We start from the raw sequence: 25,192 nt of genomic DNA on the forward strand, positions 1-25,192 counted from the left end.
TTCAGGCCGTCCCGGTGTCATGCCGGGGCGGCTTTCTTATGTCCGGCACTTGCCCTTGGGGAAAGCAACATGTTCAAAAAAATCCTGATCGCCAACCGGGGCGAGATCGCCTGCCGTGTCATCAAGACCGCGAAAAAGATGGGCATCCAGACCGTCGCCGTCTATTCCGACGCCGACCGCAATGCCCTGCATGTGAAGATGGCCGACGAGGCCGTCCATATCGGCCCGCCGCCCGCCAACCAGTCCTATATCGTCATCGACAAGATCATGGACGCCATCCGCCAGACCGGCGCCGAGGCCGTGCATCCCGGCTATGGCTTCCTGTCCGAGCGGATGGATTTCGCCGCCGCGCTTGAGGCCGAGGGCGTCGTGTTCGTCGGCCCGCCCTCGCCCGCCATCGAGGCGATGGGCGACAAGATTACCTCGAAGAAACTGGCGCAAGAGGCTGGTGTTTCTACGGTTCCCGGCTACATGGGCCTGATTGCCGACGCCGAAGAGGCGGTGACGATCTCGAACCAGATCGGCTATCCGGTGATGATCAAGGCCAGCGCCGGCGGCGGCGGCAAGGGCATGCGCATCGCCTGGAACGACCAGGAGGCGCGCGAGGGCTTTGAAAGCTCCAAGAACGAGGCGGCCAACAGCTTTGGCGACGACCGCATCTTTATCGAGAAATTCGTGACGCAGCCGCGCCATATCGAAATTCAGGTGCTGGCCGATCAGCACGGCAATTGCGTCTATCTGCATGAACGCGAATGCTCGATCCAGCGCCGCAACCAGAAGGTCATCGAGGAAGCCCCCTCGCCCTTCCTGGACGAGGCGACGCGCAAGGCCATGGGCGAACAGGCCTGCGCGCTGGCCAAGGCGGTGGGCTATACCAGCGCCGGGACCGTCGAGTTCATCGTCGATGGCGACAAGAATTTCTATTTTCTGGAAATGAACACCCGGCTTCAGGTTGAACATCCGGTGACAGAACTGATCACCGGCGTCGATCTGGTCGAGCAGATGATCCGCGTCGCGAATGGCGAGGCGCTGCCGTTCACGCAGGACGATCTGAAGATCAACGGCTGGGCCATCGAAAGCCGGCTTTACGCCGAGGATCCCTATCGCAACTTCCTGCCCTCGATCGGCCGGCTGACCCGCTATCGCCCGCCGGCCGAAACCGCCGCCGGTCCCCTGCTTCAGGCCGACCGCTGGGTGCCGGCACGTCCGGGCGACCGTCCGGCGGCGGGCGCGACGGGCGTGCGCAACGATACCGGCGTCTATGAGGGCGGCGAGATCAGCATGTATTACGACCCGATGATCGCGAAACTCTGTACCTGGGCGCCGACCCGTGCAGAGGCCATCGAGGAAATGCGGCTGGCGCTGGATGAATTCGAGGTCGAGGGCATCGGCCACAACCTGCCCTTCCTGTCGGCGGTGATGGATCATCCGAAATTCGTCTCGGGCGACATTTCCACCGCCTTCATCGCGCAGGAATACCCCGAGGGCTTCATGGGCGCGACGCTGCCCGAAGCCGAGCTGACCCGCATCGCCGCCTCGGCCGCCGCCATGCATCGCGTCGCCGAAATCCGCCGCACCCGCATCTCGGGCCGGCTGGACAATCACGAACGCCATGTCGGCGAACATTGGATGGTGACGGTCGCCGGGCAGGAATTCCCGGTGCGCATCACCGCCGACAAACAGGGCTCGACCGTCGAGATCGGCGGTCGCAAGCTGCGCGTCGAAAGCGACTGGCTGCCCGGCCAGACGCTGGCGCGGCTGTCGGTGGATGGCACGCCCTTGGTGATGAAGGTCGACCGCCTGCCCTCGGGCTTCCGGCTGCGGGTGCGGGGCGCCGATCTGAAAACCTATGTCCGCCGTCCGCGCGCCGCCGAGCTGGCACGGCTGATGCCCGAGAAACTGCCGCCCGATACCTCGAAATTCCTGCTTTGCCCGATGCCGGGTCTGGTGGTGAAAATCAACGTCGCGGTCGGCGACGAGGTGCAAGAGGGTCAGGCGCTGGCCACCGTCGAGGCGATGAAGATGGAGAACATCCTGCGCGCCGAGAAGAAGGCCGTGGTGAAATCCGTCAATGCCACGCCGGGCGAAAGCCTGAAGGTCGATGACGTGATCATCGAGTTCGAGTGATCCATGTTCGGACCGGGCAGCATCCTTAATCCCACGGTGGTGGCGGCGCTGGTCGCCGCCGTCGTGGCGATGCTGGCCCGGCCCATCGATGACTGGCTGAACCGCCGCCGCGCCCGCGCCCTGCGCAGCGAGCGCATCAATGACGTGCAACGCGCGCTTCTGGCCGAGATCCGGGCCCATGTCGTGGCGCTGGAAAGCCAGCGGCTGGATGACGAGGCCACGGCCGCCCTGCTGCAAGGTCTGCGCGACAGCGGCCGCTTTCCTTTTATCCCGGCGCAGGCCAATGACCGCATCTTTGCGGCCATCATCGAAGAGGTGCATATCCTGCCTGCCGATGTGATCGACCCGGTGGTGACCTATTACCGGCAGCTGTCGATCATGGGCTCATTCGCCGAGGCGATGCAGAAACAGGCCGAAAAGGATCAGCCGCGCGCCGTCGAGATGTTTGCCGATTATCTGGAGCTGACCGAATCAGCGCGCGAAAGCGGGCAAGAGGCGCTGCGGCTGCTGATGACCAGTGTGTTCTTTGGTGAGGATGCGCTGCGGCAGATGCTGGATCAGGAAAGCGCGGCGGCGCAGGCGGAAAAACAGGCGGCAGCGGCGGTGCTGGCCAACAGCCTGCCGGCAGAGCTGGCGGAATTGCGCCAGCGCTTCAATAAGCGATTTTCGGACCGGAGCGACCTTTGATGGGCTTCAATCCGACGATTTCGGCCATCTCATTGGCGGTGCGGGCGCCGCGCAGCCGTTCGACCAGCTTTTCGGTCGCCGAATCCAACCGGGGACGCTTGGGCGCGGCCGGCTGTTCCTTGACGCGCGGCAGGGGCGAATTCGACATGACGGGCCTCCTTGGCAGCGGACAGCGGAACTGTCCTGTTGCAAAGATAGTGTCTTGCGCGCTGTCCCGCAACGAAGCAGTTGCGTTTTTTGCCGCTCAGGGCAGTGCAGCGCGGCCGATCTCGCGCCGGCGCAACGGGAATTTGTCGATGGCCCGGCTGATCTCGCGCACCGAGCGCGGCGAGGGCAGCCGGCTTTTCACCTGCCCGTCCTTGTCCATCAGCACCACCGAAAACCCTTCGGGGCGCAATTGCCGGCGCCAGGCGCTGTTGCCGGCCGGGTTGGTGTCGGTGATCACCACCACGTCGCGGATCAACAGCGAGGCCGGATCGCGGCGCAGCTGCGCCAGCTGGGCGGTGAAATCGGGATCGGCGGCAGTATCGGCAAAGACCACCAAGGGCCGCGCCTGCCAGATGAATTCCGCCGGGTCGACCTCGGCCGCCTCCAGCACGTCCAGCCCGCCTTCGGGCAGGCTGCGCGACATCGGCTTGGCCTCGCTGGTTGCCGCCGGCACTTCGCCGCGCACGAAGCGACCGTCGGCCTCGCCCTGCGGTTTCGGCCCCATGGCCGCCAACAGCGGCACCGCCATCAGAAAGATCAACCGTTTCAGTTTCATCGCGCCTCCGTCCCTACCTTCATATAGGGATCGGAAGGCCACGGGAAAGGATGCAAGATGACCGACAGCACGAAAGCCAGTCTGGAGCAGTGGCGCCAGCTTGCCAGCAAGGAGTTGAAAGGGGCCGATCCCGACAGCCTGAACTGGCAGACGCTGGAAGGGATCGAGGTCAAGCCGCTATACACCCAGGACGATACCGACAGCCTGCCGCATCTGGGCAGCCTGCCGGGGATCGAGCCCTTTACCCGTGGCCCGCGCGCGACCATGTATGCCGGCCGCCCCTGGACGATCCGGCAATATGCAGGCTTTTCCACCGCCGAGGAATCGAACGCCTTTTACCGCAAGGCGCTGGCCGCCGGGCAGCAGGGCGTCTCGGTCGCCTTCGATCTGGCGACGCACCGCGGCTATGACAGCGACCATCCCCGCGTCGAGGGTGACGTGGGCAAGGCCGGCGTCGCCATCGATTCGGTCGAGGACATGAAGATCCTGTTCGACGGCATCCCGCTGGACAAGGTCTCGGTCTCGATGACGATGAACGGCGCGGTGATCCCGATCCTGGCCAATTTCATCGTCACCGGCGAGGAACAGGGCCATTCCCGCGCCGTGTTGTCGGGCACGATCCAGAACGACATCCTGAAAGAGTTCATGGTGCGGAACACCTATATCTATCCGCCCGAACCCAGCATGCGGATCATCGCCGACATCATCGAATACACCTCGAAAGAGATGCCCAAGTTCAACTCGATCTCGATTTCCGGCTATCACATGCAGGAGGCGGGCGCGAACCTTGTGCAGGAACTGGCCTATACGCTGGCCGACGGGCGAGAATATGTCCGCGCCGCGCTGAAGGCCGGAATGAATGTCGACGATTTCGCCGGGCGGCTGTCGTTCTTTTTCGCCATCGGCATGAACTTCTTCATGGAGGTCGCCAAGCTGCGCGCGGCGCGGCTGCTGTGGACGCGGATCATGAAGGAGTTCGCGCCGAAAAAGGCGGGCAGCCTGATGCTGCGCACGCATTGCCAGACCTCGGGCGTCAGCTTGCAAGAACAGGACCCCTATAACAACGTGGTCCGCACCGCCTATGAGGCGATGGCGGCGGCCCTGGGCGGCACGCAATCGCTGCACACCAATGCACTGGACGAGGCAATTGCCCTGCCCACCGAGTTCAGCGCCCGGATCGCGCGCAACACCCAGCTGATCCTGCAAGAGGAAACCGGCATCACCCATGTCGTCGACCCCTTGGCGGGCAGCTATTACGTCGAAAGCCTGACCGCCGAGCTGGCCGACAAGGCCTGGGCACTGATCGAGGAAGTCGAGGCGATGGGCGGCATGACCAAGGCCGTGGCCTCGGGCATGCCCAAGCTGCGCATCGAGGAAACGGCGGCGCGGCGTCAGGCCCAGATCGACCGGGGCGAGGATGTGATCGTCGGCGTGAACAAATACCGGCTGGCGCAACAGGACCCGATCGAGATCCTCGACATCGACAATATGAAGGTGCGCGAGGCGCAGATCGCCCGGCTGAACCAGATCCGCGCCAGCCGCGACGAGGCCGCCTGTCAGGCCGCCCTGCTGGAGCTGGGCCGGCGCACGGTCGAGGGCGGCAACCTGCTGGAGGCGGCGGTCGAATGTGCCCGCGCCCGTGCCAGCGTCGGTGAAATCAGCCTGGCCATGGAGGGCACCTTTGGTCGGCACAGGGCGGAGGTGAGGACTTTGGCAGGGGTATATGGCGCCGCCTATGAGGGCGACGAGGAGTTCGCGCAGATCCAGCGCGACGTCGAGGCCTTTGCCGAGGAAGAGGGCCGGCGTCCGCGCATGCTGGTGGTCAAGATGGGTCAGGACGGCCATGACCGCGGCGCCAAGGTCATCGCCACCGCCTTCGCCGATATCGGCTTTGACGTCGACGTGGGGCCCTTGTTCCAGACGCCCGAGGAGGCGGCGCAGGACGCCATCGACAACGACGTGCATGTCATTGGCATCTCGTCTCAGGCGGCGGGTCACAAGACGCTGGCGCCCAAACTGATCGCGGCGCTGAAGGAACAGGGCGCAGGCGAGATCATCGTGATCTGCGGCGGCGTGATCCCGCAGCAGGATTACGATTTCCTGACCCGCGCCGGAGTGAAGGCGATCTTTGGTCCCGGCACCAATATTCCGGCGGCGGCGAAGGATATCCTTGCGCTGATCCGCGCCGCCCGCGCCTGAGACCCGCGCGCATCGCCCGGCGGCCAACGTCGCCGGGTATTTGGAAAATGGTGAAGACCGATGCTGCGCTGGGTCCGGGCGCGGGGTCTGGTGGTGCGGCGCTGTCTTGTGTCGGGTGGGGTCGCGTGCCAGACTCGGGGCAAAGCAAGGGGCGGGCATGAACGACGGGCGCAACGGCACGGTCAAGCAGATCATCTGCATCAAATGGGGCACGAAATTTGGGCCCGAGTTCGTCAACCGCCTGCATGGTATGATCGCGCGCAATATCACGCCGCCGTTCCAACTGTATTGCTTTACCGATGACGGCAGCGGGCTGCACCCGGACATCGCCGTGCGGCCCCTGCCCGAGTTCAGTTATCAGGCGCCGGTCAATACCAAGGGAAAATGGCCGAAATCGCGGCTTTGGGGCGATCTGGGCGATGTGACCGGGGTGGTGCTGTTTCTGGATCTGGACGTGATCGTCACCGGTAGTCTGGATGATTTCTTCAGCTATGGCGATCCCGATGACACCGTGCTGGGGCTGAACCCGAACACGCCGCTGGAAAAGATGGGTCAAACCTCGGTCTATCGGATGCGGGTCGGCAAGCTGAAGCCCCTGCAGGAGATCTTTCGCGCCGATCCGCAGGCTGCGGCCGACAAGTTCAAATACGAGCAGCGTTTCGTCACCCGCAATGCGCCGGGCGGCGTCAAGTTCTGGCCCAGAGGCTGGCTGGCGCATTTCCGCATGCATTGCGTGCCGAATTTCCCGCTGAACTACTGGCGGGACGCGCGCATCCCGCGCGCCACCCGCATCGTGATCTTTCCCGGCAACCTGAACCCGCCCGACGCCATCGCCGGCCGCTGGGACGAGGCGGACCAGCATCTTGCGCCGATGGACCATCTGCGCGCCGCATTTGACGGCCGCCGGCGCGAAAGCCTTGGCAAGCACCTGCGCCATTACCTGCGCCCTGTGCCCTGGGTCAAAGAGCTGTGGCGCGAATAGGCGCCGCCCCCGAAAGCTATCACGGCCTGCCGCCCGATTTCGCGGCGGCCTTGGGGCAATGCGTCGCGGCCTTTGGCTGGCTTGAGGAGATCATCAAGCGCACGCTTTACGCGCTGGACCGCGCCCGGCTGGCCGACGACCTGAGCGAGGCCGAGTTGCAGCATTGGCTGGAGCGGATCGGGCAACTGGCCGATGACTCGATGGGGACGCTGATCGAGCAACTGGATGCCGCGATGCGCCGCCATCCGGGCCTGCGCGAACGTAACCAGATCACCGAACGGCTGGCCGCGATCAAGCTGATGCGCAATCTGCTGTGCCATGCCTCGTGGCGGCCGACCGAGGATCCGACGCGCTGGCATCCGGCCTTTGTCAGCACGCGCGGTCATGTTCAGGACAAGGCGCTGTCGACGCCCGAGCTGGAGCGCATCCGTCAGGACACGATCGAGATCGGCATGCGCGTTTTGCATGTCATGCGCGCCACCGGGATCAGCGGCTATTGGGCCGGCGACGACGAGGACTAACCCCCGCGTTGCAACGCCTGTCGCCTTGCGCTAACTACCGGCCTGTCCATAAGCACGAGTATCCCATGACCGCCCAGAATTCGGGGCAGACCGCCTCTCCGCTGCGTCTCGGCATTGCCGGGCTGGGGACCGTCGGCACCGGCACCGTCAAGATCATCCAGAACCATGCCGCGCTCTTGGCGGCGCGCTCGGGCCGGCCGGTGGCGATCACCGCAGTCAGCGCCCGCGACCGGATGAAGAACCGCGACGTCGATCTGTCGGCCTATGCCTGGGAAGACGACGCCCGGGCGCTGGCGGTGCGCGACGATGTCGATGTGTTCGTCGAACTGGTTGGCGGCCATGAGGGCGTCGCCCGCGAGGCCGTGACCGCCGCGCTGCGCGCCGGCAAGGATGTGGTCACCGCCAACAAGGCGCTGCTGGCGATCCATGGTCAGGAACTGGCCGAGCTGGCCGATGCCGAGGGCCGCGTGCTGCGTTTCGAGGCAGCGGTGGCGGGCGGTATCCCCGTCATCAAGGCGATGACCGAGTCGCTGGCCGGCAACCAGATTCGCCGCGTCATGGGCGTGATGAACGGCACCTGCAACTATATCCTGACCCGGATGGAAAGCGGCGGCCTGCCCTATGAGCAGGTCTTCGAAGAGGCGCGGCAGCTGGGCTATCTTGAGGCCGATCCGACACTGGACGTCGGCGGCATCGACGCCAGCCACAAGCTGGCAATCCTGTCGGCCATCGCCTTTGGCACCCGCCCGGCCTTTGGTTCGGTCGAGATCGAGGGCATCGAGCGCATCAGCATCGACGACATCCGCCGCGCCGCCGACATGGGCTATCGCATCAAGCTCTTGGGCGTGGCGCAGATGACCGGCCGCGGGCTGGAACAGCGCATGTCGCCCTGTCTGGTGCCGGCCGACAGCCCGCTGGGCCAGCTGCAAGGCGGCACGAACATGGTGGTGATCGAGGGCGACTCGGTCGGACAGATCGTCTTGCGCGGCGCCGGTGCGGGCGAAGGCCCGACCGCCAGCGCCGTGCTGTCCGATATCGTGGAAATCGCGCGCGGCGTGCGCATTCCGGCCTTTGGCCAGCCGGCGCAGGCGCTGTCGGTGCCGCAGGCGGCGCGCACCGCCGTGCCGGCCGCCTATTACATCCGCTTGGCGCTGGCCGACAAACCGGGTGCACTGGCCAAGGTGGCAAGCGTGCTGGGCGAGGCCGGGATCTCGATCGACCGGATGCGGCAATATGGCAAGCATGACGAGGAGGGCGTGGCGCCGGTGCTGATCGTCACGCACAAGACCACGCCCGAGGCCATCGACCACGCCATCGCCGCCCTGCCCGAAACCGGCGTCATCGCCGGCGCCCCGGTCGAGCTGCGCATCGAGGAAGTCTGACGACAGGGGCGCGGTCGTCGCCGCGCCCTAGCCCTGCTGTGCCAGATGCCGCAGCCCATGCGTCACATCGGCCCGCACCGCCAGCCGCAGCCCCGGCTCATCCCCCGCCCGCAACGAGGCGAGGATCATGCGGTGGTGGCGCGGCGGCTCGTGGCGTTTGACCCGGCCATAGAGCATCCGCATGGTCGGCCCCAGCTGCAGCCAGACCGTTTCCAGCACCGCCAGCATCGCCGGCGCCTGCGCGCGCAGGTAAAGCGTGCGGTGAAATTCCAGATTGGTGCGGATATAGGCCACGGCATCATGCGCCTCGACCGCCTCGCCGATGGCGGAATTGATCAGCGCCAGCCGGTCGATCAGCGCCTGATGCGCGCGCGGCAGGGCGCGGGTCGCCAGTTCCGGCTCGATCAGCGCGCGCAGCGCCGCCAGTTCCTCGATCCGCTCGACCGACAGCTCGGGGGTCGAGATGCGGCCGGAACTGGACAGCGACAGCGCGCCTTCGGCGACCAGACGCCGCACCGCCTCGCGCGCTGGCGTCATCGAGACGCGATGCTCGGCCGCAAGCCCGCGCAGGGTCAGCGGCAGGCCGGGCGGCAATTCGCCCAGCATGATGCGGCTGCGCAGGCGACGATACAGGCGCTCATGCGCGGGGGTTTCGGGGGGGCGGTTCGCGGTCATGCTCATGCCCTGCATATGTGATCACAAAGGCGGCGGCGTCAACCGTCCAGACCGGCCCCATCCGGCGCAGCGGCAAAGCGCCATGCCAGCAGATCGGTGCCATTCTGGCGCAGCCAGCCACGATGCTCTTGCCAATCGGGCACCAGCCGCGCGGTCGCGGCCCAGAAGGCCGGAGAATGGTCCATATGCAGCAGATGCGCGACCTCATGCGCGGCGACGTAATCCAGCACCGCCGGCGGCGCCATCGCCAGTCGCCAGGAATACATCAGCCGGCCGTCATGTGTGCAGCTGCCCCAGCGCGAGCGGGTGTCGCGCAGGCTGATGCTGCGAAAGCCGCGCCCCAGCCGCGCGGCATGGCGGTCCGAGGCCGCGACCAGCCGGGCATGGGCCAGATGTTTCAGAAAGGCTGCCGCAGCCGGCCCGGCGGGACGCGCACCCGGCACCAGAAGCGCCTCACCCTCGATCCGGGCGGCGCGCAGGGGGGCGGGGGTGATGCGCAGCAACTGCCCCTCGACCGGCAGCAGCACGCCGGGGCCGACGATCTGGGCGCGGGGCAGATCGGCCCGCACCCGGCGCAACCAGTCGGCGCGGGATTCGGCAAAGGCGCGGCCTTCGGACAGGCTGGCGCGCAGGGGCAGCGTCAGCACCACCTGCCCCTCGGCCCGGGTGACGCGCAGCGTCATGCGCCGCGCCCGCGCCGAACGGCGCAACAGCACCGGAATATCGCCGCCCACCGTAAAGCCCTGCGCTGTCGCCATGCCGTCTCTGCCTTGCAACCCCGGTCGTTCCCACCTAGTTACTGACCCTGACCGTGCCTGACCAGCGGGGGAAAAGGCTTTGACAGCCTGCACCACCTATGGCAGGGGACAGCGGATTTACCTAACTGCGGCGGAAAGAGAATACCATGCCCAAAGAGGAATGGGGCACCAAGCGTCAGTGCCCCCATTGTGCGACCCGCTTTTACGACCTGATGAACGATCCGATGACCTGCCCGGCCTGCGGCAACGTGTTCACGGCGGAAAGCCTGACCAGTGGCCGGACCCGCTCGCTGATCGCAGAGAAGACTGCGGCTCGGGACGACGATCAGAACGATCTGGTCGATGATGACGATCTGGACGATGACGCCGACAGCGGCGATCTGGACGACGATCTGCTGGACGATGACGATGACGACGGCGACGTGTCGCTGGACGACATCGCCGATGTCCCGGAGAGCGACGAGGACTGATCCCCGTCATCCACCGCAAAGCGAATACACCCCCGCTGGCGCCGCCACGGGGGTGTTTTCATGTCCGGGTGGTTGGTCAATCGGTGGCGCGGTCGCGCCGCGCCTGCATCCGTGCGGCCAGCGCCTCTTGCCCCGCGCCGCGCAGGCCGGCAATCGCGCCCTCCAGATCGCGCGGCGCGCGGTTCTGGCTCAGCTTGGATTTTGCCAGCACCTGCCCCACCTCGATGCGCAGCGCGACGATATGGGCCAGCATCTCTTGCAGGTAATCCGGCGGCGCATCGGCCATGCGCCAGCCTGCGGCACCATGCAGCCGCCGTTCGTGCTGGCGGGTCAGCAGGCCGACGGCGGCACGCTTGGCCTGTTCGCCATGCTGAAACCAGATCCGGCCGCGCATATGCACCACCTCATAGTTCCAGGTCGGGACATGGCGGTGATGCTCGGCCTTGGAGGGGTAATAGTTCGGCGAAACATAGCCCTGTTCGCCCAGAAAGATCGCCAGCACCTCCTGCCCCTCGGCGATCAGCCGGTGCATGTCATTGGCCAATGCCACATGACCGATCAGCCGCCCGCCCGAGGCCCCAAGCAGCGGCAGGTGATTGGCGAGTAACCCCTGCGCCGTCTGCGCCACGACACAGGCCAAGGGCGCGGCTTCGGTCACGCGGGCGATCTGGGTCGGGTCCAGTTCCTGAAAATGCGGCGGGATATACATCTGCGCTCCTGCGGGCATGAAAAAGGGCGCCACCTGGGCGCCCCTTTTTACGATCTGGCAAACGGATCAGGCGGCGCGCGCGGTCAGCACGGTCTCGACCTTTTTCTGGGCGCCGGCCTCATCCATGCCCGACACAGCCGCCACTTCGCGCGTCAGCCGGTCCAGCGCGGCTTCGTAAAGCTGACGCTCGGAATAGGACTGCTCACGCTGGTCGTCATTGCGGTGCAGATCGCGCACGACCTCGGCGATCGACATCAGGTCACCCGAGTTGATCTTTTGCTCATATTCCTGCGCGCGGCGCGACCACATCGCGCGTTTCACGCGGGCCTTGCCCTTCAGCGTTTCCAGCGCCCGGTCAATCAGGTCGGGAGTCGAAAGGCCGCGCATGCCGATTTCGGTCGCGCGCGAGGTCGGCACGCGCAGCGTCATCTTGTCCTTTTCGAACGAGATCACGAACATTTCGAGGCGCAGACCGGCGATCTCCTGCTCTTCGATGGACACGATGCGGCCCACGCCATGGGTCGGATAGACCACGAAATCATCGGGGCGGAATTCGGTCTTCTTGGCTTTCGACATTGAATTTCCTTCACAGCGGCGCCTGTCTGCGGCGCAAAGAACCCCAAGGCGGGTTTCCCCGACCTTATGGGCCAACATTGTTGTTTTTCGATCCCGGCCGTAGCAGTCGGTCAGGGCAGGCAGCACCCCCGATCAGGCCACACAAGTGGCCCTGCGGCGGTATGTGTCATTCATATATCACGAATCAGCGCAGAAATCAAAGCCGGCGCGACGTCAAAGCCGATGCAATGCAAAACGGTCAAATCGGACAAGAAAACGGGGGCTTACCGGCGAAATGACATGCAAATTCTCGCCGATGGCGCAGCAACCGGCGGGAGCGTTCAAGCCAGTGTGATAGCGCGATCAGTCGCCCTCGCCCGGATTGGGCGAGAAGTATTTCGCAAGCTTGTCGGCCTGACCGTCCATTTCCTCATAGCCCGGCATCGGCTCTTTCTTGCGGGTGATGACCGGCCAGACTTCGGCGTATTTCCGGTTGAACTCGACCCAGGTTTCCATGTCCGGCTCGGTATCGGGACGGATGGCGTCGGCGGGGCACTCGGGCTCGCACACGCCGCAGTCGATGCATTCGTCGGGATGGATGACCAGCGTGTTTTCGCCTTCGTAGAAACAGTCCACGGGGCACACCTCAACGCAATCGGTGTATTTGCACATGATGCAGTTATCGGTGACGACATAGGTCATGGCGCATCTATTCCTGTTTCCTGCCCGGCTAGTTACGCCCGGTGGGTTGATCATTCAAGGCCGTGGCGCCGAAAAGACCCCGGGCCCGAAAGGCCGTGCCCGCGGTGGAATGCCATTCCAAACCCGGCCGATTCGGTGAAATGCTGTTCGCTGGCGGCTGCCCTGCGGGCAAGAATCACATTTCGACTTCTTCGTAAAGCGCAACCGCCTCGCTGGCCGGGCCGCGCCTTTCGCCAAGTCCCAGCACCCGCAGCACGCGCACCTGACCATGGGCCGAGACCGTCACCACATCGCCGCCGCGCAACATCTGCGCCGGCTTGCGGCACGGGTTGCCGTTCATGCGGATGCCGCCGGCATCGACGGCACCAGCGGCGAGGGTTCGGGTGCGAAACAGACGGGCGTGGTGCAGCCAGCGATCCAGACGGATGCCGGCTGCGCCCTGTTCGATGCTCACGCGCAAGCCATTCCGGCGCGGCTCACGTCTTGTTCTTCAGCGCAGCCAAGATAGCGAAGGGGCTGTCGGGATCCGCCTTCTTTTCCTGACGCGGCGGGCGGGCCTCGAAGCTTTTGGGAGCAAAATTCTTGCCACCCTCACCGCGCGGCTTGCCCTTGCCGTCGTGACGCGGCTTACCCTTGGGACCGCGCTCGCCGCCCTCGCCACGCGATTCCTCGCGGCGCTTGCCTTCGAAACGCGGCTTGCCTTCCTGGCCCTCGCGCGGGCCGCCCTGACGCTGACCGTCGCGCTGGCCATCGCGGGGACCGCCGCCCTGACGGGGGCCACGTTCCTGCCGTTCGCCGGCCGGGCGCTCACCACGCGGTTCGCGACGCGGCGCACGCGGACGCGGCGCCCAGGTAAAGGTGTAGAACACCTCCATCTCGGGGGCAGCAGCCTCGGCACCTTCGACGGCCTCGCCGGCCTCGGTCTCTTCGGCCTGCTTGCGGGCGGCCTGCTCGGCCTCCCATTTGGCGCGGGTCTCGGCGGCCAGCACGCTTTCCTCTTCGGTCAGCGGATGCTCGTGATCGGCGGTCTCGGGCACGGGTTCGGCCACAGGGGCGGCCACGGCGCGGGTCTTGGCACGCTCGGCTTTTTCGGCGCGATAGCCCAGCCCCTGCATCAGCCCCGAGAACTGTTCCAGCGTCATGCCGGTGATCGACAGCATGTCGGGCGTTGCCTCGAAACCGGCGCGGCTGTCATGGCTGCGCAGCATATCGGCCAGCCGTTCCAGCATGTCGATGCGGATGGCGCGATCGCCCGCCGGGTGATAGCCCGACAGCGTGTAATAGCCCTTGGGCACGTCGGGCAGGTTCGGGATCGTCACCAGACCCGGCGGCGGGCTTTCCGGGAACTCGCCCAGACCCTGATCCAGCCCCCAAAGCACCAGCCGCAGCCGGGTCGGCGCCGGTTTCAGCAGCGCCGGCTGGAAGATGGTGAACTGGCCAAAGCGCACGCCATGCTTGCGCAGCAAGCCGCGCGCATCCTGATCCAGCTCCTTGACCTCATTGGCGACGCTCTCGCGCGGCAGCACGCCCAGCGATTCCACCAGACGGAAGGCGAAACCGCGCGCAAGCCCGATCAGCGTCTCGTCATTTTTCAGCGCCAAAAGCGGCTCGAAGGCGGTCGCGACCTTGCGGTCGATGAAATGCTGCAGCCGGCGGCGCACCTTTTCAGCGATCTCGGGGCCGGCCTCTTCGTCGACGAAGGGCTCGACGCCGGGCTTCAAAGCCTCGGCCCCCTTGACCAGCTTGCCCACGGCCGAACTGCCCCACATCAGGCCGCCCTGCTCGGTGAAGTCCAGCTCGGTATCGGGCGCGTTGTAGAACCGGTCAGCCCGCAGATGGAACTCGGGTTTCAGCGCCTCATAGGCGGCGCGGGTCAGCATCCTGGCCTCGTCCCCGGTTGCACTGGGATCGGTGCGGAAACGGAATCCTTCAAGACGGCCGGCGAATTCGCCCTCGACCGTCACTTCGCCCTTGTCGTTCACCTCGGCCAAAAGGCTCTCCTTTTGCTTGAGCCGGCGCAATAGCACGGATGTGCGCCGGTCAACGAATCTTTGCGTCAGTGCCGCGTGCAACGCGTCCGACAGTCGGTCTTCTACAGCGCGCGTCTCGGCGCGCCAATGGCTTTCATCGGAAACCCAGCCGGAACGCTGCGCGACATAGGTCCAAGTCCGTATATATGCCAAGCGTTTCGACAATGTGTCGATATCGCCTTGCGTTTTATCAATGCGCGTCACCTGTTCGGCCAGCCAGCCGCGCGGCACGCCGCCTTCTTGCAAAAAGCCGAAGATCCGCGCCAGCAGCGTCGCATGTTCGACCGGCGAGATCGAGCGGAAATCCGGAATCCGGCAGACATCCCACAGCAGGCGCACGTCCTTGGGATGGGCCAGACGGTCGCGGATCTCGGGCATCACCGTCAGCGCCTTCAGCGCGCGCAGATCGTCCGCCTCGCGCCCGCGGGTCAGCCATTCGGTCTGGGGCGAGGTTTCAAGGCTGGCGATCAGCCGCTCGACCGTGCCGAACTCCAGCGCCGCATTGCGCCACATCAGCCGGCTGATCGGCTGGAAGCGGTGGTTCTCGATCGCCTCGATCAGCCCCTCGTCCAAGGGGCTGGCATCGCCGGTGACGCCAAAGGTCCCGGGCTCGGTATGGCGCCCGGCGCGGCCGGCGATCTGGCCCAGCTCATGCGGGAACAGCGGGCGATAGCGGCGGCCGTCGAATTTCTCGGTCGAGGAAAAGGCGATATGGCGGATGTCGAGGTTCAGCCCCATGCCGATGGCATCGGTCGCGACCAGAAAATCCACCTCGCCATTCTGATACATCGCCACCTGCGCATTGCGCGTGCGCGGCGACAGCGCGCCCATGACCACGGCACAGCCGCCCTTTTGCCGGCGGATCAGCTCGGCCGTGGCATAGACCTCGTCGACGGAAAAGCACACGATGGCCGAGCGCGGCGGCATCCGGCTGATCTTTTTCGAGCCGGCCCAGGACAGGCTGGAAAACCGCTCGCGGCGCATGAACTGCACGCCCGGCACCAGCGCGGCAATGGCCGGCCGCATGGTGTCGCTGCCCAGCAGCAGGGTTTCATGCAGACCGCGCATATGCAGCAGCCGGTCGGTAAAGACATGGCCACGCTCGGGATCGGCGCAAAGCTGGATCTCGTCGATGGCAACGAAATCGGCACCGACCTCGGGCATGGCTTCGGTGGTGGCGACCCAATATTGCACCCGCTCGGGGACGATGCGTTCCTCGCCGGTGACCAGCGCCACGACGCTGGGGCCGCGCGCCTTGACGATGCGGTCATAGACCTCGCGCGCCAAAAGCCGCAGCGGCAGGCCGATGACGCCAGTGCGATGCGCCAGCATCCGCTCGATGGCGTAATGCGTCTTGCCGGTGTTGGTCGGCCCCAACACGGCGGTAACCCGGGATTTGTCGTTCATCAGGCGTCCGTGCCTTTGGTCAGTTCTTCCAGCCGCGTCACGGCATCCTGCGCATCCTGTTGATGCGGGTGGATCTTGAGGCTGGCGCGATAGGCTTGCAACGCGCGCGCATTGTCGCCCAATTCCTCGAACATGCTGCCAAGCTGGGTCAGGGCCCCGAAATGGCGCGGCTCGCGTTTCAGCACCTCGGCCATGGCGGCGACCGCCGGGCCCAGATCGCCGTCCAGATAATAGGCCACGCCCAGCAGATACCAGCCATTCGCGTAATCGGGGGCATGATCGGTCAAGGCGGTCAGATGCTCGATGGCGGCGCGGTTGTCGCCGGCATCCATCGCCGCCTCGCCGCGCTTGGCCAAAAGATCCATGCTGGCAGAACCCGAGCGCGACCAGATCCGCAGGATATCGCTTTCGGCGCGCGCCCATGTCTCGCCGTCCGGCTGGGCCAGCTCGGCAAAAAGCGCATTCAGATCCTCGCGCTCGCGCAGACGGGCCTCGCGCGTGGGTTCGCTCGGAACGGCGGGCTCGATGGCGGGGGCTTCCTCGGCCGGATCAGCATCGGGCGCGGGCACGGTCGGCGCATCGGATTGCACCCGCAGCGGCAGCGGCGCCGGCCGGGCAAGGACATGGAAGCCACAGCCCAGGCCCAGGATTAACCCTGCCGTCACGGCAATGTGGAAATGGGGGACTGGCCAGCGCATAACCTCTATGTAACTTTCCCGCCAATCCATTTCCAGACTCACTCGGAGAGAACACTTATGAGCAAGGTTGTCGAGGCCGCCGTGGCCGCACTGGACCCCAAAGCCAAGGGCTTTGACGGAACCGCCAAATTCGTGATCGAGGGCGAGGGCGCGGTCTATATCGACGGCAACGGCGCACGGGCCGCCGATGACGAGGCCGAGGTGACGCTGACCGCCAGCCGCGAAACCTTCGAGGGGTTGCTGTCGGGCGATGTGAACCCGACCATGGCCTTCATGACCGGCAAGCTGAAAGTCGATGGCGCGATGGGCACGGCGATGAAGCTGGGCGCACTGCTGAGCTGAGCCAATGACACCCGCGCCGTTCAACACGCTGCCGGGTGATCCCCTTCCCATGGCCCGCGCCTTCTGGCTGCGGGCCGATGACGGCACCCGCCTGCGCGCCACGCATTGGGCCGCGGGCGGGGCGTCGGCCTCGGTACTGCTGTTCACCGGCCGCACCGAATATGCCGAGAAATACAACCGTCTGGCGCTGGACCTGAATGCGGCCGGGCTGGATGTGATGACCATCGACTGGCGCGGACAGGGCATGTCCGACCGCCTGCTGGACGACCCCCGCCCCGGCCATGTCGCGCATTTCTCCGATTATCAGCGCGACGTGATCGAACTGGTGGTTGCGGCGCAGGAGCTGGCCCTGCCGCAGCCGTGGCATCTGCTGGCCCATTCCATGGGCGGCGCCATCGGCCTTGCGGCGCTGCATGACGGGCTGCCGGTGCGCTCGGCGGTGTTCTCGGCGCCGATGTGGGGCTTGGGCCTGTCGCAACTGATGACGCGGCTGGCGCGGGCAATGATCGTGATCTCGCGCCACACCGGCCGCCTGCAGGCGATCGCGCCGGGCTCGGGCGGGTTCGATCCCTTCGTGCTGAAACAGGGTTTCCTTGACAATCTGCTGACCGGCGACGGCACGGTCTGGGGCCGTCTGGTCGCCGAGGCGGCGGCATGGCCCGAACAGACCATCGGCGGCGCCACCTATCGCTGGCTTTCGGGGGCGCTGGACGAATGCCGACGGCTGGCCGCGCTTGAGGCACTGCCGCTGCCGCTGCTGGTCGGGCTGGGCGGTCAGGACCGCATCATCTCGGCCGAGGCGATCCGCCAGCGCGTGGCCAGCTGGCCCGGCGCCCGCCTGCTGGAGCTGCCCGAATCCCGGCATGAACCGATGATGGAGCGCGCGGCGATCCGCGACGCCTTCCTGACAGCAATGATCGGGCATTTTCACGCCGCTGCCTGAACCTCCGATCACGGCATGACTTGAAGCCGGGGCGCCGAACCGTCACATCTTGGGCAACCGAAAGGATCGATCATGACGATTTTCCAAGCCCTCCCGTTTTTCCCGGCCAGCCTGACGCGCGACGAGAACGCCCTGCCCGTCGCCGCCGATGCCGATGCCGTGGATCTCGGCGCCCTGCCGGAATGGGATCTCTCGGACCTTTACCCCGCGCCCGATTCGCCGGAGCTGACCAGGGATGTTGCAGCCCTCGAGGCCGCCTGCGCCAGCTTTGCCCGCGATTACGAGGGGCGTCTGGCCTCGCTGAACGGCGCCCGGATGCTGGAATGCATCGAACGCTATCAACAGATCGATGTGCTGGGCGGCCGGATCATGTCCTATGCCGGGCTGCGCTATTACCAGAACACCACCGACGCCGGCCGCGCCAAGTTCATGGGCGACCTGCAGGACCGCATCACGCAGGCGACGACGCGACTGGTCTTCTTCAGTCTGGAATTCAACCGCATCTCGGACGACCGCTATGCCGAGATTTTCGCCGATCCCGAAGGTCCGGCCCGCTACAAGCCGGTCTTTGACCGCATGCGCGCCATGCGCCCCTATCAGCTGTCCGATGAGCTGGAGCGTTTCCTGCACGACAATTCCGTCGTCGGCGCCGCCGCGTGGAACCGGCTCTTTGACGAAACCACCGCCGGGCTGACCTTCGAGGTCGAGGGCGAGACGCTGGGCATCGAGGCGACGCTGGACCTGCTGACCGACCACGACCGCGCCCGCCGCGAGGCCGGCGCCCGCGCGCTGGCCAAGGTCTTTGGCCAGAACATCAAGCTTTTTGCCCGCATCCACAACACGCTCGCCAAGGAAAAGGCGATCGAGGACAAATGGCGCAAGATGCCGACGCCGCAGATGGGCCGGCACCTGTCGAACCATGTCGAGCCCGAGGTGGTCGAGGCGCTGCGCAACGCGGTGACGGCCGCCTATCCGCGCCTGTCGCATCGCTACTACCGGCTCAAGGCGAAATGGCTGGGCCTCGACAAGCTGCAGGTCTGGGACCGCAACGCGCCGCTGCCCAGTCAGAACCCGCGCAACATCCGCTGGCCCGAGGCCCGCGCAACCGTGCTGGACGCCTATGCCGGCTTCTCGCCGAAACTGGCCGATCTGGCGCAGCCCTTCTTCGACCACGGCTGGATCGATGCCGGCGTGAAACCCGGCAAGGCTCCGGGCGCCTTTGCCCATCCGACCGTCACCACGGTGCATCCCTATGTGCTGCTGAACTACCTCGGCAAGCCGCGCGACGTGATGACGCTGGCGCATGAGCTGGGCCATGGCGTCCACCAGCGCTTGGCAGCAACTCAGGGCGAGCTCTTGGCCGCAACGCCCCTGACCTTGGCTGAAACCGCCTCGGTCTTTGGCGAGATGCTGACCTTCCGCGCGCTTCTCGCGAAGACCACCGACCCGGTGCAGCGCAAGGCGCTGATCGCCGGCAAGGTCGAGGACATGATCAACACGGTCGTGCGCCAGATCGCCTTCTACGATTTCGAATGCAAGCTGCACGCCGCTCGCGCCGAGGGCGAACTGACCCCCGAAGACATCAACGCTCTCTGGATGTCCGTGCAGGGCGAATCGCTGGGCGATGCGTTCGAATTCATGCCGGGCTATGAGACCTTCTGGACCTATATCCCGCATTTCGTGCACTCGCCCTTCTACGTCTATGCCTATGCCTTCGGCGATGGCCTCGTGAACGCGCTTTACGCAGCCTATGAGGACGGCCTGCCCGGCTTTCAGGAGAAATACTTCGCCCTGCTCTCGGCCGGCGGCTCGCGCCACCACAAGGAGTTGTTGGCCCCCTTCGGCCTCGACGCCTCGGACCCGGCCTTCTGGGACAAGGGCCTGTCGATGATCGAAAAGCTGATCGACGAACTGGAAGCGATGGAAAGCTGACGACTGCCGCCACCAGGGGCGCTTCGCCCCCCGGACCCCCAGAGGATATTTGGGCACGAAAGAAACGCGCCTTCTTTCGTGTCCAAATATCCCGGGGGAGTCGCGAAGCGACGGGGGCAGAGCCCCCTTTATCGAGGAGAGACCACGATCCGCCTATTGCGCCGCATCCTGCTGTCCGCGTTTGCGCTGGCCCTGGTCGCGGGCGGGCTGGTCGTCTGGTTCGGGCCCGCCTGGATCGAGCGACGGCTGAATCCGGTGACCGGCCCGGCTGGGGGCTGGCCGGTTTCGGCACGGGCGCAGGCGCTGCATGACCGGCTGGTGATCGGCGACTGGCATGCGGATTCGCTGCTTTGGAATCGTGATCTGCTGAAACGTTCTGATCGCGCTCATGTCGACATTCCGCGACTGGCCGAGGGCAATGTCGCAGTGCAGGTCTTTACCACTGTCACCAAAAGCCCGCGCGGCCAGAATTATGCCCATAACAGCGCCGAGGCGCCGGACAATATCACGCCGCTGTTCATCGGCCAGCTGCGCCCCCTGCCCAGCTGGTTCAGCCTCAAGGAGCGGGCATTGGTTCAGGCCGCTGCCCTGAATCGGGCTGCCGAGGCGGCGCCGCAGGCGCTGCAGGTGATCCGCTCGGCCGAGGATCTGGACGCGCTTCTGGCCGCGCGCCGCGCGGGTGCGCGCACGGTCGGGGCCATTCTGGGTGCCGAGGGCGGTCAGCCGCTGGAGGGAGATATTGCCAATCTGCGGGTGCTTTACGGGGCGGGTTTCCGGCTGATCGGGCTGACGCATTTCTTTGACAACGAATTGGGCAGCAGCCTGCATGGCGCGGGCGGCACGGGCACCGGTCTCAGCGCGTTCGGCCGCGAGGTCGTCCGCGAAATGCAGGCGCGGCATATGATCATCGACCTTGCCCATGCCAGCCCGCAACTGGTGCGCGATGTGCTGGCCATGCCCGGCACCCGGCCGATCCTGTCGCATACCGGCATCCATGGCCAATGCCCCAGCCCCCGCAACCTGCCCGACGATCTGGTCAAGGCCATCGCCGACAAAGGCGGCGTCATCGGCATCGGCTATTGGGCCGATGTGGTCTGCGGCAGGACCCCTGCCGATATCGCGGCCGCGATCAAGGCTGCCATCGCCCTTGTCGGCGAGGATCACGTTTCGCTGGGTTCGGATTTCGACGGCTCGGTCGATGCGCCTTTTGATGTCGCGCATCTGGCGGGGCTGACGCAGGCGCTGATCGACGCCGGGCTGAGCGATGCGCAGATCGAAAAGGTCATGGGCGGCAATATGATCCGCTATCTGCGCGCGAATCTGTAGCGCCGCCCGGATCTAGCCGGCGGCATGCGGCCTTGGGCCGCGGTGCAGCGAGCTGCCAAGCACATGTTCGGACTGGTGCAGCACGTGGCTCGCGTGGCCGACGATCAGCGGATCGGCCGGTTGCAGCACCGACAGGTCCTTGTCAGGATAGTCCAGTGTCGACAGGAAATGCCGCATGCAGTTCAGCCGGGCGCGTTTCTTGTCATTCGACTTGACGATGGTCCAGGGCGCGTCGGCGGTGTCGGTATAAAAGAACATCGCCTCTTTCGCCTCGGTATAGTCGTCCCAGCGGTCAAGGCTGGCCAGATCGATCGGCGACAGTTTCCAGCGCTTCAGCGGATCGGTTTCGCGCGCGGTGAACCGGGCGCGCTGTTCGTCGCGGCTGACCGAGAACCAGTATTTGTAAAGCCGGATCCCCGAGCGGACCAGCATGCGCTCGAACTCGGGGGCCTGACGCATGAATTCCAGATATTCGCTGGGCGAGCAAAAGTTCATCACCCGCTCGACCCCGGCGCGGTTATACCAGCTGCGGTCGTAGAACACCATTTCGCCCGCGGTCGGCAGATGGCCGATATAGCGCTGAAAGAACCACTGCCCGCGCTCGACCTCCGAGGGTTTGTTCAGCGCCACCACCCGGGCAAAGCGCGGGTTCAGATGTTCCATGAACCGCTTGATCGTGCCGCCCTTGCCGGCGGCGTCGCGGCCCTCGAACAGGATGACGAATTTCTGCCCGGTCTCCTGCGCCCAGATCTGCACCTTCAACAGTTCGGCCTGCAGCTGCGCCTTTTCGGCCTCATAGGTCCTGCGTCCCATACGACGGCCATAGGGGTAGCGCCCGGTTTCAAAGGCCAGCCGGACCTGATCGGGGCTGGCGCTGGGGAAATGGCGCGGGCCCGAGGGCGCGCGGGCCGCCACGGGCTGAGCCATGCCCTGAACCAAGCCTTGGGTCATGTCCTGAGGCGCGTCCAGTTCGGCCACGGCAGGATCGCTGGCCGTGCCAGACGGCCCGGACTGGTCAACTGGCGCGCCGGGATTGCTCACAACATCAACACTGTTCTCGTCCATCCGCGTCCCCTCGCCCCACACATCAAACCTTGTTCATATTAGATGAATTGATCGCGACCGTCCTTGATTCAGATCAACAAGCGGCGATTGGCGGCAATTGCCGGCCCTTGAAACCACAAGCCCTTGGTCTGCGCGCATCGGCCGCCACTTTCCCTTGCCCCGCCCCGCCCGGCCATGAGATAAGGCCGGCCCAGAAGAACAAGACGAGCAGGCGACATGGCAGACGATCTTTTCCCGACCTCGGACAAGGCCATTGACAGCTATTCCGCCGCGTCCATCGAGGTGCTGGAAGGGCTTGAGCCGGTCCGCAAGCGCCCCGGCATGTATATCGGCGGCACCGACGAACGCGCGCTGCACCATCTGGTGGCCGAGATCCTCGACAACTCGATGGACGAGGCCGTGGCGGGCCATGCCAGCCGCATCGAGGTCGAACTGCTGGCCGATTTCAGCGTCGTCGTGCGCGACAACGGGCGCGGCATCCCGATCGACCCGCATCCGAAATTCCCCGGCAAATCCGCGCTGGAGGTGATCCTGTGCACGCTGCACGCGGGCGGCAAGTTCTCGGGCGATGCCTATCAGACCTCGGGCGGTTTGCATGGCGTCGGCGCCTCGGTCGTGAACGCGCTTTCGGACAGCATGGTGGTGCAGGTCGCCCGCAACAAGGAACTGTTCCAGCAAAGCTTTTCGCGCGGCATCCCGCAGGGGCCGGTCGAAAAGATCGGCGCCGCCCCGAACCGGCGCGGCACCACCGTCACCTTCCATGCCGATGAGCAGATCTTTGGCCATCACCGCTTCAAGCCTGCGCGGCTGGTCAAGATGGTCAAGTCCAAGGCCTATCTGTTCTCGGGCGTCGAGATCCGCTGGAAATCCGAGATCGATGATGGCGAGACCCCGCGTGAGGCCGTGTTCCACTTTCCCGGCGGTCTGGCCGATTACCTGTCCGAACAGCTGACCGGCAGTTCGACCTATGCCGACCAGCCCTTTGCGGGCAGCGTGGATTTCAAGGAGAAATTCGGCGTCCCCGGCAAGGTGGACTGGGCGATCAACTGGACACCGGCGCGCGACGGCTTCATCCAGTCCTATTGCAACACCGTCCCCACCCCCGAGGGCGGCACCCATGAGGCCGGATTCTGGTCGGCGATCCTGAAGGGCATGCGCGGCTATGGCGAGCTGACCAACAACAAGAAGGCCGCCAACATCACCCGCGACGACCTGCTGACCGGCGGCTGCGCGCTGGTCAGCTGTTTCATCCGCGAGCCGGAATTCGTCGGCCAGACCAAGGACCGGCTGGCCACGACCGAAGCGCAGCGGCTGGTCGAGGGCGCGGTGCGCGACCATTTCGACAACTGGCTGGCGGCCGATACCAAATCCGCCGGCGCGATCCTTGATTTTCTGGTGCTGCGCGCCGAGGAACGGCTGCGCCGCAAGCAGGAAAAGGAAACCCAGCGCAAGACCGCGACGAAAAAGCTGCGCCTGCCCGGCAAGCTGGTCGATTGCTCGGCCACCAACCGCGAGGGCACCGAGCTGTTCATCGTCGAGGGCGACTCGGCGGGCGGTTCGGCCAAGATGGCGCGCGAACGCACCACGCAGGCGCTGCTGCCTTTGCGCGGCAAGATCCTGAACGTGCTGGGCGCGGCCAGCTCGAAACTGGGCCAGAACCAGGAAATCAATGATCTGTGTCAGGCGCTTGGCGTCAGCATGGGCACACGCTTCAACGTCGATGATCTGCGCTATGACAAGATCATCATCATGACCGATGCCGACGTGGACGGCGCCCATATCGCCAGCTTGCTGATGACCTTCTTCTTTACCCAGATGCGGCCCCTGATTGACAAGGGGCATCTGTATCTGGCCTGCCCGCCGCTTTACCGGCTGACGCAGGGCGCGAACCGCATCTATGTCGCCGATGATGCCGAAAAAGAGGCGATGCTGGCCAAGGGTCTGGGTGGCAAGGGCAAGATCGACGTGCAGCGCTTCAAGGGTCTGGGCGAGATGGACGCCAAGGACCTGAAGGACACGACGATGAACCCCAGGACGCGCAAGCTGATCCGGGTGTCCATCGACGAGGACGAGGGCGGCGAAACCGGCGATCTGGTCGAGCGGCTGATGGGCAAGAAACCCGAGCTGCGCTTCCAGTTCATTCAGGAAAACGCGCAATTCGCCGATACCGAGGAACTGGACGTCTGAACCACGATTGCGGCGGCCCACCCAACCGGGCCGCCGGGTCCCATCAGGCCGCGCCCGGCCTAGAACGAAATCTCACCGCCAGTTTCGTCCAGCTCCCATGCCAGCACCCGGCCCTCGCGCCCGGCAAACCCGGCCAGCAGCGCGAAATGCACCTCGGAGGGGCCCGGCTCGGACCGGCTGGGGGCGCTGCCGTCCAGCCATGACCACAGCGCCGGATCGCGCTTGGTGCGGCTGGCCTCGGCCACCAGACGCCAGCCCGAGGCGCCGCGACAGACCAGCACACCACCGCCCCAGGGCATGGCGGTTTCCAGACACATCAGCGCCAGCATGATCAGCCGGGCCTCGCGGCGCGGCAGGTCGCCCTCGGCCTCGGCGCGCAGGCGCAGCCGGCCGGTCCGTTCCACATCAGAAAGCAGCGCCGACAGTTCGGACAGGCTGATGCGCTGATCAGTCGAGGCATGACCAAAGGCCATGCGGAAACAGCGCAGCCGGGCCCGCGCCGCCTCGACGCTTTCGGTGATCAGGGCAAATTCCGGGCTGGTGGCGCCGGCGGCGAAATCGCCCGACATCATGAGCAGCTCCAGCCCGTTGCCGATGGCACCCAAAGGCGAGACCAGATCATGGCACAGCCGCGAGGTGACCAGCGCCGCCAGCGCCTCGGGGGCCAGGGGACCGGGTTGCGAGGCGTCGCGGCGGATTGTCAGATCGTCCATAGAAGTCTAGCCTTGCTGC

Annotated in this window: 24 protein-coding genes; 12 read left to right on the forward strand and 12 right to left on the reverse strand. The window is 65.6% G+C overall.

Translation table 11 applies throughout. From position 1 onward, the window contains the following. Positions 1–69 precede the first annotated feature (69 nt). Together GL279_RS04280 and GL279_RS04285 are read left to right on the forward strand one after the other, a co-directional pair. Positions 70–2,127, forward strand: coding sequence for an acetyl-CoA carboxylase biotin carboxylase subunit (locus tag GL279_RS04280; RefSeq protein WP_155063369.1), 2,058 nt, complete (start codon positions 70–72; stop codon positions 2,125–2,127). Positions 2,128–2,130: 3 nt separating this feature from the next. After that, positions 2,131–2,814 carry a hypothetical protein gene (locus tag GL279_RS04285; RefSeq protein WP_155063370.1) on the forward strand — a complete coding sequence of 228 codons (684 nt, stop codon included), beginning with the start codon at positions 2,131–2,133 and terminating at the stop codon, positions 2,812–2,814. Here the strand turns inward: GL279_RS04285 and GL279_RS04290 are convergent. Together GL279_RS04290 and GL279_RS04295 are read right to left on the reverse strand one after the other, a co-directional pair. After that, positions 2,780–2,962, reverse strand: coding sequence for a hypothetical protein (locus tag GL279_RS04290; RefSeq protein WP_155063371.1), 183 nt, complete (start codon positions 2,960–2,962; stop codon positions 2,780–2,782). The genes GL279_RS04285 and GL279_RS04290 overlap by 35 nt on opposite strands. Before the next feature lie 96 nt (positions 2,963–3,058). Further along, positions 3,059–3,577 carry a DUF4174 domain-containing protein gene (locus tag GL279_RS04295; RefSeq protein ID WP_155063372.1) on the reverse strand — a complete coding sequence of 173 codons (519 nt, stop codon included), beginning with the start codon at positions 3,575–3,577 and terminating at the stop codon, positions 3,059–3,061. A 57-nt stretch (positions 3,578–3,634) separates the two neighbouring features. Here GL279_RS04295 and scpA point away from each other — a divergent pair, with 57 nt between their 5' ends. From scpA to GL279_RS04315, 4 genes are all read left to right on the forward strand, one after another. Next, entirely contained in the window at positions 3,635–5,776 is a 2,142-nt protein-coding gene (scpA, locus tag GL279_RS04300; RefSeq protein ID WP_155063373.1) for a methylmalonyl-CoA mutase, read from the forward strand. Positions 5,777–5,933: 157 nt separating this feature from the next. Further along, positions 5,934–6,758, forward strand: coding sequence for a glycosyl transferase (locus tag GL279_RS04305; RefSeq protein WP_155063374.1), 825 nt, complete (start codon positions 5,934–5,936; stop codon positions 6,756–6,758). Further along, complete coding sequence (locus GL279_RS04310) at positions 6,746–7,279, forward strand: hypothetical protein (protein ID WP_343039703.1); 534 nt, start codon at positions 6,746–6,748, stop codon at positions 7,277–7,279. The genes GL279_RS04305 and GL279_RS04310 overlap by 13 nt, the downstream gene beginning before the upstream one ends. Before the next feature lie 65 nt (positions 7,280–7,344). Continuing rightward, positions 7,345–8,661: a homoserine dehydrogenase gene (locus tag GL279_RS04315; protein ID WP_155063376.1), complete on the forward strand. Its 1,317-nt coding sequence runs from the start codon at positions 7,345–7,347 to the stop codon at positions 8,659–8,661. A 27-nt stretch (positions 8,662–8,688) separates the two neighbouring features. Here the strand turns inward: GL279_RS04315 and GL279_RS04320 are convergent, their stop codons facing one another. After that, positions 8,689–9,336, reverse strand: a complete 648-nt coding sequence (locus GL279_RS04320) for a GntR family transcriptional regulator (protein ID WP_170293920.1) — start codon at positions 9,334–9,336, stop codon at positions 8,689–8,691. Positions 9,337–9,374: 38 nt separating this feature from the next. Further along, positions 9,375–10,094 carry a M48 family metallopeptidase gene (locus tag GL279_RS04325; RefSeq protein ID WP_155063378.1) on the reverse strand — a complete coding sequence of 240 codons (720 nt, stop codon included), beginning with the start codon at positions 10,092–10,094 and terminating at the stop codon, positions 9,375–9,377. A gap of 146 nt (positions 10,095–10,240) precedes the next feature. On the opposite strand from GL279_RS04325, the gene GL279_RS04330 reads away from it, so the two are divergent. Then, on the forward strand, positions 10,241–10,564 hold the full coding sequence (locus tag GL279_RS04330) for a TIGR02300 family protein (RefSeq protein WP_155063379.1): 324 nt from the start codon (positions 10,241–10,243) through the stop codon (positions 10,562–10,564). Between the two features lie 76 nt (positions 10,565–10,640). Here the strand turns inward: GL279_RS04330 and GL279_RS04335 are convergent, their stop codons facing one another. The 6 genes from GL279_RS04335 to GL279_RS04360 form a co-directional block, all read right to left on the reverse strand. Further along, the gene (locus tag GL279_RS04335) at positions 10,641–11,273 is read right to left on the reverse strand and encodes an FMN-binding negative transcriptional regulator (protein WP_155063380.1); all 633 of its coding nucleotides are present in this window, start codon (positions 11,271–11,273) and stop codon (positions 10,641–10,643) included. A 66-nt stretch (positions 11,274–11,339) separates the two neighbouring features. Beyond that, complete coding sequence (locus GL279_RS04340) at positions 11,340–11,849, reverse strand: CarD family transcriptional regulator (protein ID WP_155063381.1); 510 nt, start codon at positions 11,847–11,849, stop codon at positions 11,340–11,342. Between the two features lie 342 nt (positions 11,850–12,191). Continuing rightward, positions 12,192–12,530 carry a ferredoxin FdxA gene (fdxA, locus tag GL279_RS04345; protein ID WP_155063382.1) on the reverse strand — a complete coding sequence of 113 codons (339 nt, stop codon included), beginning with the start codon at positions 12,528–12,530 and terminating at the stop codon, positions 12,192–12,194. Positions 12,531–12,705: 175 nt separating this feature from the next. Further along, positions 12,706–12,984: an RNA-binding S4 domain-containing protein gene (locus GL279_RS04350; RefSeq protein WP_343039704.1), complete on the reverse strand. Its 279-nt coding sequence runs from the start codon at positions 12,982–12,984 to the stop codon at positions 12,706–12,708. 22 nt (positions 12,985–13,006) lie between these two features. After that, positions 13,007–15,967, reverse strand: coding sequence for a helicase-related protein (locus tag GL279_RS04355; protein WP_155063384.1), 2,961 nt, complete (start codon positions 15,965–15,967; stop codon positions 13,007–13,009). Further along, the gene (locus GL279_RS04360) at positions 15,967–16,665 is read right to left on the reverse strand and encodes a tetratricopeptide repeat protein (protein WP_155063385.1); all 699 of its coding nucleotides are present in this window, start codon (positions 16,663–16,665) and stop codon (positions 15,967–15,969) included. The genes GL279_RS04355 and GL279_RS04360 overlap by 1 nt, the downstream gene beginning before the upstream one ends. Before the next feature lie 57 nt (positions 16,666–16,722). Here GL279_RS04360 and GL279_RS04365 point away from each other — a divergent pair, with 57 nt between their 5' ends. From GL279_RS04365 to GL279_RS04380, 4 genes are all read left to right on the forward strand, one after another. Beyond that, on the forward strand, positions 16,723–17,007 hold the full coding sequence (locus tag GL279_RS04365) for an SCP2 sterol-binding domain-containing protein (protein ID WP_155063386.1): 285 nt from the start codon (positions 16,723–16,725) through the stop codon (positions 17,005–17,007). A gap of 4 nt (positions 17,008–17,011) precedes the next feature. Further along, positions 17,012–17,950, forward strand: a complete 939-nt coding sequence (locus GL279_RS04370) for an alpha/beta fold hydrolase (RefSeq protein ID WP_155063387.1) — start codon at positions 17,012–17,014, stop codon at positions 17,948–17,950. Between the two features lie 72 nt (positions 17,951–18,022). Then, complete coding sequence (locus tag GL279_RS04375) at positions 18,023–19,882, forward strand: M3 family oligoendopeptidase (protein WP_155063388.1); 1,860 nt, start codon at positions 18,023–18,025, stop codon at positions 19,880–19,882. Between the two features lie 156 nt (positions 19,883–20,038). After that, complete coding sequence (locus GL279_RS04380) at positions 20,039–21,208, forward strand: dipeptidase (protein ID WP_155063389.1); 1,170 nt, start codon at positions 20,039–20,041, stop codon at positions 21,206–21,208. 12 nt (positions 21,209–21,220) lie between these two features. Here GL279_RS04380 and ppk2 read toward each other — a convergent pair whose 3' ends face one another. Beyond that, positions 21,221–22,159 carry a polyphosphate kinase 2 gene (gene ppk2 / locus GL279_RS04385; RefSeq protein WP_155063524.1) on the reverse strand — a complete coding sequence of 313 codons (939 nt, stop codon included), beginning with the start codon at positions 22,157–22,159 and terminating at the stop codon, positions 21,221–21,223. A gap of 330 nt (positions 22,160–22,489) precedes the next feature. Between ppk2 and parE the strand changes: the two genes are divergently transcribed. After that, the gene (gene parE / locus GL279_RS04390) at positions 22,490–24,460 is read left to right on the forward strand and encodes a DNA topoisomerase IV subunit B (protein ID WP_155063390.1); all 1,971 of its coding nucleotides are present in this window, start codon (positions 22,490–22,492) and stop codon (positions 24,458–24,460) included. Between the two features lie 59 nt (positions 24,461–24,519). On the opposite strand, the gene GL279_RS04395 is transcribed toward parE, so the two are convergent. Next, entirely contained in the window at positions 24,520–25,173 is a 654-nt protein-coding gene (locus GL279_RS04395) for a histidine phosphotransferase family protein (protein WP_155063391.1), read from the reverse strand. Positions 25,174–25,192 lie beyond the last annotated feature (19 nt).

This window comes from Paracoccus limosus, from assembly GCF_009711185.1.
Classification (GTDB): Bacteria; Pseudomonadota; Alphaproteobacteria; order Rhodobacterales; family Rhodobacteraceae; genus Paracoccus; species Paracoccus limosus.

Bases quoted from the DNA above. Each gene is read 5' to 3' on its own strand.
- GL279_RS04280 (WP_155063369.1), top strand. From the start codon at position 70: ATGTTCAAAAAAATCCTGATCGCCAACCGGGGCGAGATCGCCTGCCGT.
- GL279_RS04285 (WP_155063370.1), top strand. From the start codon at position 2,131: ATGTTCGGACCGGGCAGCATCCTTAATCCCACGGTGGTGGCGGCGCTG.
- GL279_RS04290 (WP_155063371.1), bottom strand. From the start codon at position 2,962: ATGTCGAATTCGCCCCTGCCGCGCGTCAAGGAACAGCCGGCCGCGCCC.
- GL279_RS04295 (WP_155063372.1), bottom strand. From the start codon at position 3,577: ATGAAACTGAAACGGTTGATCTTTCTGATGGCGGTGCCGCTGTTGGCG.
- scpA (WP_155063373.1), top strand. From the start codon at position 3,635: ATGACCGACAGCACGAAAGCCAGTCTGGAGCAGTGGCGCCAGCTTGCC.
- GL279_RS04305 (WP_155063374.1), top strand. From the start codon at position 5,934: ATGAACGACGGGCGCAACGGCACGGTCAAGCAGATCATCTGCATCAAA.
- GL279_RS04315 (WP_155063376.1), top strand. From the start codon at position 7,345: ATGACCGCCCAGAATTCGGGGCAGACCGCCTCTCCGCTGCGTCTCGGC.
- GL279_RS04320 (WP_170293920.1), bottom strand. From the start codon at position 9,336: ATGACCGCGAACCGCCCCCCCGAAACCCCCGCGCATGAGCGCCTGTAT.
- GL279_RS04325 (WP_155063378.1), bottom strand. From the start codon at position 10,094: ATGGCGACAGCGCAGGGCTTTACGGTGGGCGGCGATATTCCGGTGCTG.
- GL279_RS04330 (WP_155063379.1), top strand. From the start codon at position 10,241: ATGCCCAAAGAGGAATGGGGCACCAAGCGTCAGTGCCCCCATTGTGCG.
- GL279_RS04335 (WP_155063380.1), bottom strand. From the start codon at position 11,273: ATGTATATCCCGCCGCATTTTCAGGAACTGGACCCGACCCAGATCGCC.
- GL279_RS04340 (WP_155063381.1), bottom strand. From the start codon at position 11,849: ATGTCGAAAGCCAAGAAGACCGAATTCCGCCCCGATGATTTCGTGGTC.
- fdxA (WP_155063382.1), bottom strand. From the start codon at position 12,530: ATGACCTATGTCGTCACCGATAACTGCATCATGTGCAAATACACCGAT.
- GL279_RS04355 (WP_155063384.1), bottom strand. From the start codon at position 15,967: ATGAACGACAAATCCCGGGTTACCGCCGTGTTGGGGCCGACCAACACC.
- GL279_RS04360 (WP_155063385.1), bottom strand. From the start codon at position 16,665: ATGCGCTGGCCAGTCCCCCATTTCCACATTGCCGTGACGGCAGGGTTA.
- GL279_RS04365 (WP_155063386.1), top strand. From the start codon at position 16,723: ATGAGCAAGGTTGTCGAGGCCGCCGTGGCCGCACTGGACCCCAAAGCC.
- GL279_RS04370 (WP_155063387.1), top strand. From the start codon at position 17,012: ATGACACCCGCGCCGTTCAACACGCTGCCGGGTGATCCCCTTCCCATG.
- GL279_RS04375 (WP_155063388.1), top strand. From the start codon at position 18,023: ATGACGATTTTCCAAGCCCTCCCGTTTTTCCCGGCCAGCCTGACGCGC.
- ppk2 (WP_155063524.1), bottom strand. From the start codon at position 22,159: ATGACCCAAGGCTTGGTTCAGGGCATGGCTCAGCCCGTGGCGGCCCGC.
- parE (WP_155063390.1), top strand. From the start codon at position 22,490: ATGGCAGACGATCTTTTCCCGACCTCGGACAAGGCCATTGACAGCTAT.
- GL279_RS04395 (WP_155063391.1), bottom strand. From the start codon at position 25,173: ATGGACGATCTGACAATCCGCCGCGACGCCTCGCAACCCGGTCCCCTG.